This is a genomic window from Streptacidiphilus cavernicola, from assembly GCF_042510955.1.
GTDB lineage: Bacteria > Actinomycetota > Actinomycetes > Streptomycetales > Streptomycetaceae > Streptacidiphilus > Streptacidiphilus cavernicola.
In genome coordinates, this window is the sequence record NZ_JBHFAB010000019.1 from 1 (window position 1) to 14,093 (window position 14,093).

A 14,093-nucleotide genomic window follows, 5' to 3' on the forward strand; every position below is an offset into this window, starting at 1 on the left:
TCGCCACTGATCCACCCCGAAGGGCTTCACCGTTCGACTTGCATGTGTTAAGCACGCCGCCAGCGTTCGTCCTGAGCCAGGATCAAACTCTCCGTGAATGTCATCACGCAAGAGCGGCACAGCGACCGGCGGAATAGCCAGCCCCGTGCACTGCGTCCTCGCTATGTAAAACAGTTACTGCCAAATGAAACATTTGGCGTTGACTTTTGGCACGCTGTTGAGTTCTCAAGGAACGGACGCTTCCTTCAGGACCGTTACCGGGACCCTCCGGGCGCTTCGTTCTTCGTTCTGTTTCAAACCTTAGCGGATTCCAGCTCCACAAGCCAAATCCGCCGATTTCCCGATAAACGGCATGACAAAACAACGCCACACCATCTGATCAGGGATTTTTTTGCACCCACACGCTCGCGGGGCAACTCGAAGGACACTACGCGCCGCAGGCCGCCCGCTGCAAATCGGGGCCAGCGTTGGGCCAGCGTTGGGGTCAGCGTCCGGCCAGGGCGTCGAGCTGCTTGCGGTCGAGGCCGGTCGCCTGTTCGACCTCGGACGGGTCGACCGCGCCGCAGTCGAGGCCGCGGAGCAGGTAGCTGCTGAGGGCCTTGGCCGTCGCGGGCTCGTCCATGACGTCCCCAGCCGAGCGCGACACATAGGCCGCGAGCCGGGCGGCGGCCTGCGGCAGGCCCTCCCGGTAGAAGGAGTAGACCGCCGCGTAACGGGTCGGAAGGTGACCGGGGTGCATGTCCCAACCCTGGTAGTAGGCGCGTTCGAGCGACCGGCGGACCAAGCGGTGGTGCAACTGCCAGGCCCCGCGGACCTGCTCGGCGTCTCCGGTCGGGATGACGTTCGTCGAGCCGTCGGAGAGGCGGACGCCGGTGCCGGCCGCGGCCACCTGCATCACCGCCTTGGCGTGGTCGGCGACCGGGTGCTCCATGCTCTGGTACGCCGCGCCGACCCCGCATGAGGCGCTGTAGTCGAAGGTGCCGTAGTGCAGTCCGGTCGCGCGTCCCTCGGCCGCCTCGATCATGCGGGCGACTGTGGCGCGGCCGTCGGCGCCGAGGATGGACTGGGTGGTCTCGATCTGGATCTCGAAGCCGATCCGGCCGTCCGGCAGGCCTGCGGCCCGCTCGAAGTCCTCGACCAGGCGCACCATCGCGGCGACCTGCTCGGTGTAGGTGACCTTGGGGAGTGTCAGCACCAGCCCGTCCGGAAGCCGGCCGCCGCCCGCCGCGAGCAGTTCGGTGAGGAAGAGGTCCAGGGTGCGGATGCCCCGGCTGCGGACCGCCGCCTCCATGCACTTCATCCGGATGCCGATGTACGGTGGCGCGCTCCCGTCCCCCACCGTCGCGGCGACGAGCCGGGCGGCCCGCACGGCGGCGGCGTCCTCCTCGGCGTCGGGACGCGGGCCGTAGCCGTCCTCGAAGTCGATCCGCAGGTCCTCGACCGGCTCGCGCACCAGCTTGGCGCGGACCCGGTCGTACACCTCTTCCGCCAGTTGGTCGGCGGGGCGGCCGACGATGCCGGCCAGCGTGGCGGCGTCGGGCGCGTGCTGGTCAAGGAGGGCGGTCGCCGCGCTGCCCCAGTCGCGGACGAGTCCGCCGACGGTGAGGTCGTCCAGCGCGTCGGCGGGGACGTAGACGGTGTGGACCGGCTGGCGGGTACTGGGCTCGCCCGGGTAGCGGGCGGCGAGATCGGCGTCGACGGGGGCGAGGGCGGTCTCGACTCCGGCCCGTACTGTGCTGGACAGTGTGGTGCCGTAGCCCATGCCCGCAGCAGCCTGCCCCGCGCCGTTCGCCGAGTCGTGACGCCCCATCGCGTACCCCTCCAAGATTTCAACAGTTTGTTGATGTGACGGTAGCTGCGCCGCTCGGGGGCGTCAATGGCCGACCGTCGACCATCAGAGGTGCGGTGGACGGGCGGGTCCGGTGGACAGCCGGGTCCGCCGGACCGTCAGGTGCGATATTCGTTTGACGCCTGACGGACCGCGCCGCCAGAGTGCGCGGATGCCTGCCGACCACCGTTCCGCGCTCGCCCCTCTGCGGTTTCCAGCATTCCGCTTCCTGGCCGCCGGACGCGGCGTCAACACCCTCGGCAGCGGAGTGGCGCCCATCGCGCTGGCCTTCGCCGTGCAGGACATGACCGGGTCGGTGAGCGACCTCGGGCTGGTGGTGGGTTCGCGCACGCTGTTCAACGTGGTGTTCCTGCTCTTCGGCGGGGTGATCGCGGACCGGTTCGCGCGCCACCTGGTCATGGTCGGCTCGGGGGTGCTCAGCGCGTGCAGCCAGGCCGCGGTGGCCGCACTGGTGCTGACCCACTCCGCGAACATCCCGTTGCTGATGGCGCTGTCCGCGGCCAACGGGACGTTCTCGGCCTTCGCCCTGCCCGCGTCCTCGGCGCTGGTGCCGCAGACCGTGCCCGAGGATTTCCGGCAGTCCGCCAACGCGCTCAACCGGATGGTGGGCAACGCGGCGCAGATCGTCGGAGCCTCGCTGGGCGGCGTGCTGGTGGCCACGGTCGGACCGGGCTGGGGACTGGCGGCGGACTCGGCGAGCTTCCTGCTCTCCGCGGCGCTGTTCCTCCAGGTCCGGGTGCCCAAGCAGCTGCTCCAGGGCCCGGCGGGAGCGGAGGACGCAACCGCGCCCGCCCGGACCGGGTTGATCGCCGAGCTGCGGGAGGGCTGGCAGGAGTTCGCATCCCGGACCTGGGTGTGGGTGGTCGTGGTGGCCTTCGCCTTCATCAACGCGGGGTTGGGCGGGTCGGTCCAGGTGCTCGGCCCGGCCGTGGCCGACGAGACCTTCGGGCGCCTGTGGTGGGGTGCGATCCTGGCCGCCGAGACCGCGGGCATGGTGGTCGGCGGCCTGCTGGCGATGCGGCTGCGACCGCAGCGGCTGCTGCTGGTCGGCGTGGTCTGCGTCGGTGCGGAGGTGGCGCTTCCGCTCGGGCTGGGGCTGCACCTGCCGGCCGTCGCGGTCGCCGGGGCCGGCTTCATCGCCGGGGTGTGCATCGAACAGTTCGGCATCGCCTGGGAGATGTCCCTGCAGCAGGAGATCCCAGCCGACCGGCTGGCCCGGGTCTACTCCTACGACATGGTCGGCTCCTTCGTCGCCATCCCGGTCGCGCAGATCGCGATCGGCCCGCTGGCGCTGCTGCTGGGCACCAGAGCCGCCCTCTACAGCGCGGCGGCCGTCATCGTCGTCGGCACGCTGGCGATGCTCTCGGTCCGCGAGGTCCGCACGCTACGGGTACGGACTCCGCGGCGCGGGCCGGAGGCCGCGGACGCAGCGCTCACGGCAGAGCCCGCGGCGGGGCCGAGCCTCGTCACGATGCCCAGCCCCGCCGCAGAGCCGAGCCCCACCGCAGAGCCCAGCCCCGCCGCAGACCCCGCCCTCGGCCAGGACGTCGCCGCTGGCCCGGACCCCGCCGCTACGCGCTGAGCCGTCCCCCGGCCTCGGCCACCAGCCGCCGCACCAGCGCCGGGACGGCCGTGCCGATCGGCTCGCGGACGACCGCCGCCGCCCGCTCGTCGTACGGGGTGGGCTCGGCGTTGACGATGGTGACCTCGGCCCCGGCCGCCAGCGCGACGTCCACCAGGCCGGCCGCGGGGTGGACCCGCAGCGTGGTGCCGATGACGAGCATCCGGTCGCAGGCTGCCGCGATGCCGCGGGCCTTTCCCAGCACCTCGGGGTCGAGGTGCTCGCCGAACATGACGGTGGCGGGCTTGAGCACACCGCCGCAGGCGGAGCAGGCCGGGTCGGGCTCGCCCGCGCGGACCCGGTCCAGGGCGTCCGCCATCGAGCCGACGACCTTGCAGCCCAGGCACTGCGTCTTCCGGGCGGTGCCGTGGAGTTCCAGCACCTTGCGCGCGCTGACGCCGCCGAGCTGGTGCAGCCCGTCGACGTTCTGGGTGAGCACGCGCAGCGGGACGCCCGCCCGCTCCAGCTCGGCGAGCGCGTGGTGGGCCGGGTTGGGCCGGGCGTCGAGCACCCCTGCCTCGGCCCGCAGCAGCCAGGCCTTGCGGCGCACCGCCGGATCCGCCCGGTAGGAGCCGATGGTGACCGCCTTCTCGGCCTCGGGATCACGGCGCCACAGCCCGTTGGGGCCGCGGTAGTCGGGGATGCCGGAGTCGGTGGAGAGCCCGGCACCGCTGAGCACCGCGACGAGGGGACGGGAGGTGGCCATGAAGGAACGGTAGGCGCGGGCGGCGGCCACGGGCGAGTGGATTTCGTGACGGGACACCCGATACATGAAGGATTCTTCATGTATTCCGCTAGGGTGGTCCCGACGCTGTGCGGAACCCTGCGCGGGAGCCCGCGCCAAGGCCTGTGCAAGGGCCTGCGCAATGGCCCGCACGGAACGAGGAGGACCAGGTGGGCACGACCCGGGAGCACCTGCACGACGAGGCCGGGCACGACCACAGCGGCCACGGCGGCAGCCACACCGGTCACGGCAACGACCACGCCGGCCACAGCCACGGCGTGTCCGCCGACGCCGACGGCCGCTATCTGCGGGCCGCGCTGGCGTTGATCGCCGCCTTCATGGTCGGCGAGGTGGCGGTGGGCATCGCGGCCCGCTCGCTGGCGCTGATCTCGGACGCCGGGCACATGCTCACCGACGCCGCGTCGCTGGCGCTGGCGCTGCTGGCGATGCGCCTCGCGGCCCGTCCGGCCAAGGGGGCGCTGACCTTCGGGCTGAAGCGGGCGGAGATCCTTTCCGCGCAGGCGAACGGGATCACCCTGCTCGGCCTGGGCGGCATCTTCACCTATGAGGCGATCCGCCGGCTGTTCTCGCCGCCGGACGTCGAGGGCGGGATCGTCCTGGTCACCGCGCTGGTCGGGATCGTCGTCAATGTCGGCGCGGCCTGGCTGATCTCGCGGGCCAACCGCAGCAGCCTCAATGTCGAGGGCGCCTACCAGCACATCCTGAACGACGCCTGGGCCTTCATCGCCACCGCGCTGGCCGGTCTGGTGGTCATGCTGACCGGCTTCGACCGGGCGGACGCGATCGCCACCCTGGTGGTCGCCGCGCTGATGTTCCACGCCGGGTACGGGCTGGTCCGGGAGTCCGGGCGGATCTTCCTGGAGGCGGCCCCGGCCGGGCTCGACCCCGACGCGATCGGCGGCGAACTGGCCGCGGAGGGCGGCGTGGTGGAGGTGCACGACCTGCATGTGTGGACCATCACCTCGGGCTACCCGGCCCTGTCCGCGCACGTCCTGGTCCGGGAGGGGCTGGACTGCCACGCCGTGCGCGGGCGGCTGGAGGCGTCGCTGCGCTCGCGGCACGGGATCGAGCACACCACGCTGCAGGTGGACCATGCCACACCGGAGCTGTACCAGCTCGGTTCGAACGACGGCGCCGGCGCCGCCGCGGACCGGCCGCACTGCAACGACGCCCACGGCAGCCCGCACCGGGGAGCCGGCGCCAGCTTCACAGGAAATGCGTAGACCGACGCCGTTATCAACCTGTTACCTCTTGATATCGGACATTTCATACCAAAGTAAGATCATCGACCTGCCTGCTGCCTGCACACTTGCGAGACCAGCTACTAACGTGACCGCGCAGGGACGTACAGCCGTTCCAGTGGTCGATCAAGGCCTGGCCGGAAGCAACTGAGGACCGATGACACAGAACAAGCCGTCGAACGCCGAGCGGCGTCGCATAGCCCAGCAGCGCATCGCCGAGCAGCGGAAGGCCGACGCGCGGCGCCAGCGCAATGTGATGATCGCCTGGATCGTGGCCGGCGTGGTTGTCATCGGTGGAGCCGGAACGGCCGCCGCCTTCGCGATCAGCAGCCAGAACAGCTCCAACCAGAAGGCCGCGGCGGCCAAGCAGGCGTCGGACCCGTCGATCGACAAGAGCACAAGCATCCTCGCCAGCACGGCGCACCAGGCCACCGGCGGAACCGTGGACGGTGTGGTCAAGGCCGACCAGATGGAGGCCCTGGCCTACCACATCCACTCGCACCTGCAGATCTACGTCAACGGCACGCAGAAGAACCTCCCCTACGGCATCGGCATCAGGCCGCCGTACAGCCTGACCAACGACGCCAACGGCAGCCCGTTCGTCGGCGGCGGCTCGGCGTTCTACTACCTGCACACCCATGACGAGACCGGCGTCATCCACGTCGAGTCGCCGACCAAGCGGCAGTACACGCTGGGCAACTTCTTCGACGTCTGGGGCCAGCCGCTGAGCACCACCCAGGTCGGCCCGGCCAAGGGCGCGGTCACGGTGTACGTGGACGGCAAGAAGTTCACCGGCGACCCGCGCACGATCGAGCTGACCGAGTTCAAGAAGATCCAGTTGGACGTGGGCACCGACACCCCGTACAAGGACTTCACCTGGCCGTCGGGGTACTAGGCCGCCATGGACCCCGACCGGCAGCAGGCCGAGGAGGAGCGCGAGCTTCTCGCCCTCGAGCAGGAGGCCGCCGCCCTGGAGGCGCGGAACCGGCGCAGGGGTGGGTTGCCGCGGCTCCGGCGGCTGCTGATGGTCCAGGCGCCGGTGCTGGTGGCGCTGGCCGTGGTGCTGCTGCTCTGGGGCCGCAACGCCCCCGAGCAGGCCGCCGCGGCGGCGCCGTCGCCCGCGCTGATCGGCATGACCGACGCGCATCTCGATCCGCCCGCGAGCAGCGGCGGACCGGTCTACGCCTATGTGACCATCCGCAACAACGGCGGGACGCCGGACCGCCTGGTCGGCGCGTCCAGCCCGTGGGCGAAGACGATCAGCGTGGTGAGCGGTTCCTCCAACGCCGGGGTGCCCTGGATCACCGTCCCGGCGCACGGCTCGGTGACGCTGAAGGCCGGCGCGGACCGGTTGGCGCTGTCGGACCTGAACCGGGTCCCCAAGGTCGGCGACACCATCCAGCTCGACCTGAACTTCGCCAGTTCGGGGACGGTGTACGTGTTCGCCCCGGTCGGCCCGGCCAGCAGCCTGACCGTGCTGGACGTGATGAACGCGATGAAGCACATGGACCGGCTCCCGCCGCAGTAGCGCACCCGCTCGCACACGTCACCGCCCCGGGGGGTTCCGTGGTCTCCGCCGACCGTCTTGCCGCGTTCGCGGCCATGTCCCTGCTGCTGATCGTCATCCCCGGCCCCAGTGTGCTGTTCGTGGTGGGACGGGCGCTGGCGCACGGTCGGCGGACCGCGCTGCTGTCGGTGCTGGGCAACACCGTCGGCGCCTACGTCCTGGTGCTCGCGGTGGCCCTCGGGATCGGGCCGCTGGTGGCCCGATCGGTGCTGGCGTTCACCGCGCTGAAGCTGGTGGGCGCGGCCTATCTGGTGTTCCTCGGGGTCAAGGCGTTCCGGCAGCGGCAGGCGCTGCAGGAGGCGTTCGGCACGTCCGCACCGGAGCGCGGCAGCCTGCGGACGCTCGGGGAGGGGTTCGCGGTCGGCGTGGCGAACCCCAAGACCACGGTGTTCTTCGCCGCGGTGCTGCCGCAGTTCGTGAACCGCCAGGCGGGGGACGTGACCGGGCAGTTGATGCTGCTGGGGCTGGTGTTCACGCTGATCGCGCTGGTCTCGGACAGCACCTGGGGGCTGGCCGCCTCGACCGCCCGCTCCTGGTTCGCCCGCTCCCCGAGGCGCCTGGCCGTGGTCGGCGGCACCGGCGGGCTGGCGATGATCGGCCTCGGTGTGGCGGTCGCGGTGACCGGCCGCAAGGACTGACGGGCGAGGAACCGAACCGGTTTCCGGGAAGTCTGCGCTGTCGGGGCCCGAACCGGCTCCAGACTGAACGTCAGTTCCCATCGAGAGGACCACAGATGGCTCCACTGGCTCCGCCCCGCAGCAGCCGGTCCCGGCGGCTCGTCGCCTCCGCCCTCGGCAGCGCAGCACTGGCCGCCCTGCTCCCGCTCGCCGCCGCGGCCCCGGCCCGGGCCGCCGCCGCCCCGCTCTGCGCGTCGACGTCCCATCCGGCCCTCGCCGCCAAGATCGCGAGCGATGTCAAGGCCGCTCTGGCCGGGCGCTCGTCCACGGTGGGGCTCTACGCCTGGGACATCAACACCGGGGTCTTCTGCTCGGTCAACGCCTTCCGGCACTTCGACTCGGCGAGCGTGGTGAAGGCGACCATCATGGGAGCCGTGCTCCGCCGGGCCCAGGACCAGCACCGGAAGCTGACCTCCTGGGAGGTCTCCAACCTCAAGCTGATGATCACCCACTCGGACAACACCGCCGCCACCAACCTGTGGAACAGTATCGGCCGCACCCGCTTCGCGGCCTATCTGAAGCTGGCCGGGATGACCAGCACGGTGCCGGGCTCCGGCCCGTACTGGGGTCTGACCCAGATCAACGCGCACGACGAGGTGAAGCTGCTGAACACCTTCACCAACAACCACGCGGTGCTGTCGGCGGCCTCGCGGGCCTATGCGCTGACGCTGATGTCGCAGGTCATCCCGTCGCAGCGGTGGGGCGTGCCGTACCGGGCGCCGAGCGGTTCGCTGGTGTCCAACAAGAACGGCTGGCTGCCGCGGGCCACCCGGGCCTGGCGGGTGCACAGCATCGGCGCGGTCACCGGCGGCGGCCGGGACTACCTGATGGCGGTGCTCTCCGACAACGACAAGACCATGCAGTACGGGATCGACACCCTGCAGCGGATCACCGGGGTGCTGAACCGCGACCTGGGCGCGCCCGCGACCGCCCCTGCCACCGCCACCGCCACCGTCCGCGCGGCGACCGGGGTGCTGCCGCAACTGTCGGACGGCTCGGCACCGTTCGCGAACGTTCCGGGGCAGCCGTAGCGGGCGTGCCCGCACCGTCCGTGCACCCCGTCCGGGACTCCGGGCGGGGTGTTCCGTGCTTCGAGGTGCACATGTATGCTCATTTCTGCTCAGTCCTCGATTGGTCTGCGCAACTTCAATCATCACCGGTGGGGAGCCGACCATGACCTGGACCGCAGAAGAGATCGCCTCGCAGCCCGACTGCTGGCAGCAGGCGCTGGACCGGCTGGGCGAGTTCGCCCCGCTGCTCCCCCGGCACGGCGAGCGGGTGGCCGTGGTCGGCTGCGGAACGTCCTGGTTCATGGCGCAGTCGTACGCCGCGCTGCGGGAGTCCGCCGGGCTCGGCGAGACCGACGCCTTCGCCGCCTCCGAGGCCCCGCTCGGCGACGGCTTCGTCCGGCGCTACGACCGGGTGCTCGCGCTCACCCGCTCCGGCACCACCAGCGAGGTGCTGGAGCTGCTGGCACAGGTCCAGGGGCAGACCAGGACCACCGTGATCACCGCCGACCCGATCACCCCGGTCGCCGACCTGGCCGAGGACCTGGTCGTGCTCGACTTCGCCGACGAGCACTCGGTGGTGCAGACCCGTTTCCCCACCACCCAGCTGCTGCTGCTCCGCGCGCAGCTCGGCGAGAAGCTGGACGGCGTGCTCGCCGACGGCTCGGCGGCGGTCGCCGCCGAGCTGCCGTCCGAGCTGCTGGAGGCCGAGCAGATCAGCTTCCTCGGCCGCGGCTGGAGCTACGGCCTGGCCCGCGAGGCGGCGCTCAAGGTCCGGGAGACGGCGGCCTGGTGGACCGAGGCGCACCCGGCGATGGAGTACCGGCACGGCCCGATCAGCGTGGCCCGTCCCGGCCGCGCGGTGTGGAGCCTGGGCGACCTGCCGGAGGGCCTGGCCGAGCAGATCGCGGTGACCGGCGCCCATCTGGAGCAGCGGACGCTGGACCCGATGGCCGAGCTGGTGCGGGTGCAGCGGCTCGGCGCGGCACTGGCCGAGCGGCTGGGCCGGGACGTGGACAACCCGCAGCACCTGTCCCGCTCGGTGGTGCTGGACGGCCCGTCCGCCGGCCGCTGACGGCCCGTCCGGGCCCCGACCCGCCCCGCCGACCGTTCGACCACCGCCGGGAGGAACCCCAGCCATGCCGCTCACCCCCACCGCAGAGATACTCGGGACCGCCGAACGGGGCGGCTTCGCCGCGGGCGCGTTCAATGTGATCCAGATCGAGCACGCCGAGGCGATCCTGTCCGGCGCGGCCCGCGCCGGTGCGCCGGTGATCCTGCAGATCAGCGAGAACGCGGTCAGCTACCACGGCGGCCTGGCGCCGGTGGCCGCGGCAGCACGGGCGGCGGCGGAGGCGGCGGAGGTCCCGGCCGCGCTGCACCTGGACCACGCAACCGGGTTCGCGCTGATCCGGGAGGCGGCGGAGTGCGGCTTCGGCTCGGTGATGTACGACGGCTCCCGGCTGCCGTGGGACGAGAACGTCCGCAGCACCCGGGAGGTCACCGCCTGGTGCCACGACCGCGGGCTGCTGGTCGAGGCGGAGCTGGGCGAGATCGGCGGCAAGGACGGCGCGCACACGCCCGGCGTGCGGACCGACCCGGCCGAGGCCGCCGCGTTCGTCTCCGCGACGGGCGTGGACGCGCTGGCGGTCGCGGTCGGCTCCTCGCACGCGATGACCGTCCGTCAGGCCGCGCTGGACCTGCCGCTGATCGCCGCGCTGCGCGCGGCCGTCCCGGTGCCGCTGGTGCTGCACGGCTCGTCCGGGGTCCCGGACCGGACGCTGACCGCGGCGGTCGCAGCCGGGATGCGCAAGGTCAACATCGCGACCCACCTCAACCGCCTCTACACCGAGGCGGTCCGGGAGGCGCTGGCCGCGGACCCGACCCTGGTCGACCCCCGCCGCTGGCTCGCCCCGGCGAGGGAGGCAGTCGCCACCGAGGTGTCCCGGCTCCTGCGGATACTCGGCGCACCGACACCCCGCTGACCTGCGGCCCGCACCTGACCCGCGACCACCCCACGCGCGGCATCGGCAGCCTGCGGCGCACCCGGCCTGTGCCGGACCCGCTCCGCGGCGCCAGCGGTCTGCGGCGTTTCCGGCCTGAGGCACCGCCGACCCGCGGCGTTACCCGGCCCCGTACTCCGCGCACCCCGGCCCCGGGCCCCGCCCCGGGCCCCCGCTCAGGCGCGGGTCACCCGGACGCCCGCGTCGGTGATGGTCTTCTCCTGCTCCTCGGTCAGCGCGTCGTCGGTGACGAAGTCGTCGACCGCGGCCAGCGGGCAGATCCCGGCGAAGGTGGTCCTGCCGACCTTGCTGCTGTCGGACACGACCACACTGCGGCCGGCCGCGCGGAGGAAGGCCAGGTCGGTGGCGGCCTCCATCTCGTCGTAGGTGGTGCAGCCCTCGGTCGCGGTGAGGCCGTCCACCCCGATGAACGCCAGGTCCAGGTGGTACTGCGTCAGCATCCGCTCCGCGGCCGGGCCGACCAGCGCGTAGCTGGCGCTGCGCGCGGTCCCGCCGACGACCAGCAGCCGGATCTCCGGACGGACGATCAGATCCGCCGCGATGTTGACCGCGTTGGTCACCACGGTCAGCCCGCGCTCGCCCGCGCGGCCCTCGCAGAGCGCGCGGGCCAGTTCGGTGACGGTCGTGCCCCCGGTCAGCCCGACCACCGCGCCGTCCGGGACCAGCGCCGCCGCGGCCAGTGCGATCCGGCGCTTCTCCGCCTGCCGACGGCCGGTCCTGTGCCGCAGCGGCAGCTCCAGGTTGACCGACCCGGTGACCGCGCCGCCGTGCGTGCGCTGCAGCAGGCCCTGTTCGTCCAGCAGTTGCAGGTCGCGCCGGACGGTCGCACCGGAGACCCCGAGCAGCGCGCTGAGCTGGTGCACGTCCGCGCTCCCCGCGGAGGCGACGTGGTCCAGGATGCGCGCGATCCGGTCGGCTTTGAGCATGCCAGGAGTGTACGGCGAGCAGCGCCCCGCGGTGGGCGGGCCGCCCGGTCCGTCCAGGTTTGCGACACTCCGCCGCACCTCCCCCGGGCGAACGGCCCGCTGCCGCAGGCTTGGGCGGTGACGCAGCCGACCGGACCCCGACCGCAGCCCCCGCAGTCGCCGCAGCAATCGCTGCCGCGGGGGCTGCGGCAGCGCCTCAACGAGCTTCCGGCCACCCTGCTGCGACTGCGGGCGACCGCGGAGCAGCGGCTGCCGGTGATCACCCGGTTCGCGGCCCAACTGGTGCGGATCAACATCCTGGACGTGGCGACCCGGCTGGCCGCGCAGATCTTCCTGACCGCCCTCCCGCTGCTGTTCGTGGTCGCCGCGTTCGCCCCGCAGGGCGTCCGGAACCAGCTGGTGGACTCGCTGCGCGAGGTGTTCGGCCTGTCCGGGGCGCCGCTGGACCAGCTGCAGTCCGTCTACCAGGGCGGGAACGACTCCTTCGTGCAGACCACGGGGGTGATCGGGGTGCTGGTGGCGCTGGCGTCGGCGACGGTCTGCGCCCGGGTGCTGCAGCGGCTCTGCGAGCGGTCCTGGGAGCTGCCCAAGTCGGGTACCAGGATCGCGGCCTGGCGCTGGTTCATCTGGGTCTGCTCCTGGATCCTGATCATGATCGCGCAGCAGCCGCTGCGGACCGGGTTCGGGGCGGGGCTGTGGCTCGGCATCCCGCTCTCCTTCGCGGCGGGCGTGCTGGAGTGGTGGTGGACCCAGCACCTGCTGCTCGGCGCGCGGGCCCGCTGGCTGCCGCTGCTTCCCGGCGCGCTGCTCGGCGCCGTGGCGATGACGGCGCTGAGCCTGACCGCCAAGATCTACATGCCGATCGCCATCAACAACAGCCAGAACAAGTTCGGCGGCCTCGGACCGGTCTTCACGCTGCTGTCCTGGCTGATCGTCATCTGCGCCGCGGTCGTCGGCAGCATCAGCCTGGGCCAGGTGGTCGCCACCGAGCCCCCGGTCTCCCACTGGCTCGGCCCGGTACTGCGCGAGCAGGGCCCCGCCGGCCCGGCCCCTCGACAGGACCGCCCGCCCCAGCCCGCCACGGACACCACCGGACCGGCTGCGAACACCTCCGGACCGAATGCCGATCCCGCCGGCCCCACCGGCCCCGCCGGCCCCGCCGATCCCGCGGGCCCCGCCGGCCCCGCCCCGGACCGCGCCGGATCTTAGCCGGTCCTCCCCGTCCGCGCGGGAAGATCCGGGTACTCTCCGCGCCCGTTCCGTCACCTGGGGTACCCATGGGGCGGGAGGGAAGAATCCACGTGATATTTCAACGGACCGCTCTAGCCCGCCGCAGGCGACCCGCGCCGGGCTCCACCCTGGCGGCAGCAGAATCGTTCATCCGTCAGTTCGCCGCGGAGAACCCGCAGACCGCCGGGGATCCGGACCGGCGTCTGCGCGAGGTGCGCCGCGCGGTGGAGTCGTACGGGACGTACGAGCACACCACCGAGGAGCTGGCGTTCGGGGCCCGGGTCGCCTGGCGCAACGCCGCGCGCTGCATCGGGCGGCTGTACTGGCGCAGCCTGGTGGTGCGCGACCTGCGGCACCTGCGGCATCCGGACGACATCGCCGACGAGTGCGTCCAGCACCTGCGGACCGCCACCAACGGGGGCCGGATCCGGCCGCTGGTCAGCGTGTTCGCCCCGGACCGGCCGGACCGCCCGGCCGCCCGACTGCTGAGCGAGCAGCTGGTGCGCTACGCGGACGACCCGCTGAGCGCGAAACGCGCGGCGCTGGCACAGGAGTCGGGCTGGAAGGGCGACAAGGAGGAGTTCGACGTGCTGCCGCTGCTGGTGCAGTCGGCGCCGGACCGCGCGCCGGACTGGTACCCGCTCCCGGAGGACGCGGTGCTGCAGGTGCCGCTGCGGCACCCCGAGCACCCCGGCTTCGCCGCGCTGGGCCTGCGCTGGTACGCCGTCCCCGCGGTGTCGGACATGACGCTGCGGATCGGCGGGGTGGACTACCCGGCGGCGCCGTTCAACGGCTGGTACATGGGGACCGAGATCGGCTCGCGGAACCTGGGCGACGCCGACCGCTACGACCTGCTGCCCGCGGTCGCGGCGCTGTTCGACCTGGACACCGCCAGCGACCGCAGCCTGTGGCGGGACCGGGCGCTGGTGGAACTGAACCTGGCGGTGCTGCACTCCTTCCAGCAGGACGGGGTGACCATGGCGGACCACCACACCGAGTCGGCCCGCTTCCTGGCGCACATCGAGCGGGAGCGGCGGCACGGCCGTCCGGTCCCGGCGGACTGGAGCTGGATCGTGCCGCCGCTGTCCGGCTCGGCCACGCCGGTGTTCCACCGCTACTACGACGCCCCGGACGCGAGCCCGGGTCCGGCTCTGCTGCGGCGGCTGCCGGAGGACCCCTGGGCGCCGCTCGACTGAGCCGGACGGG

Annotated in this window: 13 protein-coding genes and 1 rRNA gene; 10 read left to right on the forward strand and 4 right to left on the reverse strand. The window is 72.5% G+C overall.

The window, feature by feature from the left end; genetic code table 11:
- Together ACEZDE_RS23295 and ACEZDE_RS23300 are read right to left on the reverse strand one after the other, a co-directional pair.
- Positions 1 to 98: ribosomal RNA gene (locus tag ACEZDE_RS23295) — 16S ribosomal RNA — on the reverse strand; the annotation flags it as partial.
- A 386-nt stretch (positions 99 to 484) separates the two neighbouring features.
- Positions 485 to 1,810, reverse strand: coding sequence for a DUF6986 family protein (locus ACEZDE_RS23300; protein ID WP_380538991.1), 1,326 nt, complete (start codon positions 1,808 to 1,810; stop codon positions 485 to 487).
- A 190-nt stretch (positions 1,811 to 2,000) separates the two neighbouring features.
- Between ACEZDE_RS23300 and ACEZDE_RS23305 the strand changes: the two genes are divergently transcribed.
- Entirely contained in the window at positions 2,001 to 3,431 is a 1,431-nt protein-coding gene (locus ACEZDE_RS23305; protein ID WP_380538994.1) for an MFS transporter, read from the forward strand.
- Here ACEZDE_RS23305 and ACEZDE_RS23310 read toward each other — a convergent pair.
- Positions 3,421 to 4,176: an SIR2 family NAD-dependent protein deacylase gene (locus ACEZDE_RS23310; RefSeq protein ID WP_380538997.1), complete on the reverse strand. Its 756-nt coding sequence runs from the start codon at positions 4,174 to 4,176 to the stop codon at positions 3,421 to 3,423. The two genes, ACEZDE_RS23305 and ACEZDE_RS23310, sit on opposite strands and share 11 nt — an antisense overlap.
- Positions 4,177 to 4,364: 188 nt before the next feature.
- Between ACEZDE_RS23310 and ACEZDE_RS23315 the strand changes: the two genes are divergently transcribed.
- The 7 genes from ACEZDE_RS23315 to ACEZDE_RS23345 all read left to right on the forward strand — a co-directional run bounded on the left by ACEZDE_RS23315 (position 4,365) and on the right by ACEZDE_RS23345 (position 10,692).
- Positions 4,365 to 5,438 (forward strand): cation diffusion facilitator family transporter, encoded by a 1,074-nt coding sequence (locus ACEZDE_RS23315; RefSeq protein WP_380539000.1) that lies wholly within the window; start codon positions 4,365 to 4,367, stop codon positions 5,436 to 5,438.
- Positions 5,439 to 5,613: 175 nt separating this feature from the next.
- On the forward strand, positions 5,614 to 6,351 hold the full coding sequence (locus ACEZDE_RS23320; RefSeq protein ID WP_380539003.1) for a hypothetical protein: 738 nt from the start codon (positions 5,614 to 5,616) through the stop codon (positions 6,349 to 6,351).
- A gap of 6 nt (positions 6,352 to 6,357) precedes the next feature.
- Positions 6,358 to 6,984: a copper chaperone PCu(A)C gene (locus ACEZDE_RS23325; protein ID WP_380539006.1), complete on the forward strand. Its 627-nt coding sequence runs from the start codon at positions 6,358 to 6,360 to the stop codon at positions 6,982 to 6,984.
- Positions 6,985 to 7,022: 38 nt separating this feature from the next.
- Positions 7,023 to 7,661, forward strand: a complete 639-nt coding sequence (locus tag ACEZDE_RS23330) for a LysE family translocator (RefSeq protein WP_380539009.1) — start codon at positions 7,023 to 7,025, stop codon at positions 7,659 to 7,661.
- A 95-nt stretch (positions 7,662 to 7,756) separates the two neighbouring features.
- Positions 7,757 to 8,731, forward strand: a complete 975-nt coding sequence (locus ACEZDE_RS23335) for a serine hydrolase (protein WP_380539012.1) — start codon at positions 7,757 to 7,759, stop codon at positions 8,729 to 8,731.
- A gap of 142 nt (positions 8,732 to 8,873) precedes the next feature.
- Positions 8,874 to 9,782, forward strand: a complete 909-nt coding sequence (locus tag ACEZDE_RS23340; protein ID WP_380539015.1) for an SIS domain-containing protein — start codon at positions 8,874 to 8,876, stop codon at positions 9,780 to 9,782.
- 64 nt (positions 9,783 to 9,846) lie between these two features.
- The gene (locus ACEZDE_RS23345; RefSeq protein WP_380539019.1) at positions 9,847 to 10,692 is read left to right on the forward strand and encodes a class II fructose-bisphosphate aldolase; all 846 of its coding nucleotides are present in this window, start codon (positions 9,847 to 9,849) and stop codon (positions 10,690 to 10,692) included.
- A 194-nt stretch (positions 10,693 to 10,886) separates the two neighbouring features.
- Here the strand turns inward: ACEZDE_RS23345 and ACEZDE_RS23350 are convergent, their stop codons facing one another.
- Positions 10,887 to 11,657 carry a DeoR/GlpR family DNA-binding transcription regulator gene (locus ACEZDE_RS23350; protein WP_380539022.1) on the reverse strand — a complete coding sequence of 257 codons (771 nt, stop codon included), beginning with the start codon at positions 11,655 to 11,657 and terminating at the stop codon, positions 10,887 to 10,889.
- A gap of 117 nt (positions 11,658 to 11,774) precedes the next feature.
- Here ACEZDE_RS23350 and ACEZDE_RS23355 point away from each other — a divergent pair, with 117 nt between their 5' ends.
- Both ACEZDE_RS23355 and ACEZDE_RS23360 read left to right on the forward strand, forming a co-directional pair.
- Complete coding sequence (locus tag ACEZDE_RS23355) at positions 11,775 to 12,866, forward strand: ribonuclease BN (RefSeq protein WP_380539025.1); 1,092 nt, start codon at positions 11,775 to 11,777, stop codon at positions 12,864 to 12,866.
- Positions 12,867 to 12,958: 92 nt separating this feature from the next.
- Entirely contained in the window at positions 12,959 to 14,083 is a 1,125-nt protein-coding gene (locus ACEZDE_RS23360; protein ID WP_380539028.1) for a nitric oxide synthase oxygenase, read from the forward strand.
- Positions 14,084 to 14,093: the final 10 nt, after the last annotated feature.

Coding starts and splice junctions, on each gene's coding strand:
- ACEZDE_RS23310 (WP_380538997.1), bottom strand. CDS start 4,176: ATGGCCACCTCCCGTCCCCTCGTCGCGGTGCTCAGCGGTGCCGGGCTC.
- ACEZDE_RS23345 (WP_380539019.1), top strand. CDS start 9,847: ATGCCGCTCACCCCCACCGCAGAGATACTCGGGACCGCCGAACGGGGC.
- ACEZDE_RS23335 (WP_380539012.1), top strand. CDS start 7,757: ATGGCTCCACTGGCTCCGCCCCGCAGCAGCCGGTCCCGGCGGCTCGTC.
- ACEZDE_RS23305 (WP_380538994.1), top strand. CDS start 2,001: ATGCCTGCCGACCACCGTTCCGCGCTCGCCCCTCTGCGGTTTCCAGCA.
- ACEZDE_RS23325 (WP_380539006.1), top strand. CDS start 6,358: ATGGACCCCGACCGGCAGCAGGCCGAGGAGGAGCGCGAGCTTCTCGCC.
- ACEZDE_RS23320 (WP_380539003.1), top strand. CDS start 5,614: ATGACACAGAACAAGCCGTCGAACGCCGAGCGGCGTCGCATAGCCCAG.
- ACEZDE_RS23340 (WP_380539015.1), top strand. CDS start 8,874: ATGACCTGGACCGCAGAAGAGATCGCCTCGCAGCCCGACTGCTGGCAG.
- ACEZDE_RS23300 (WP_380538991.1), bottom strand. CDS start 1,810: ATGGGGCGTCACGACTCGGCGAACGGCGCGGGGCAGGCTGCTGCGGGC.
- ACEZDE_RS23350 (WP_380539022.1), bottom strand. CDS start 11,657: ATGCTCAAAGCCGACCGGATCGCGCGCATCCTGGACCACGTCGCCTCC.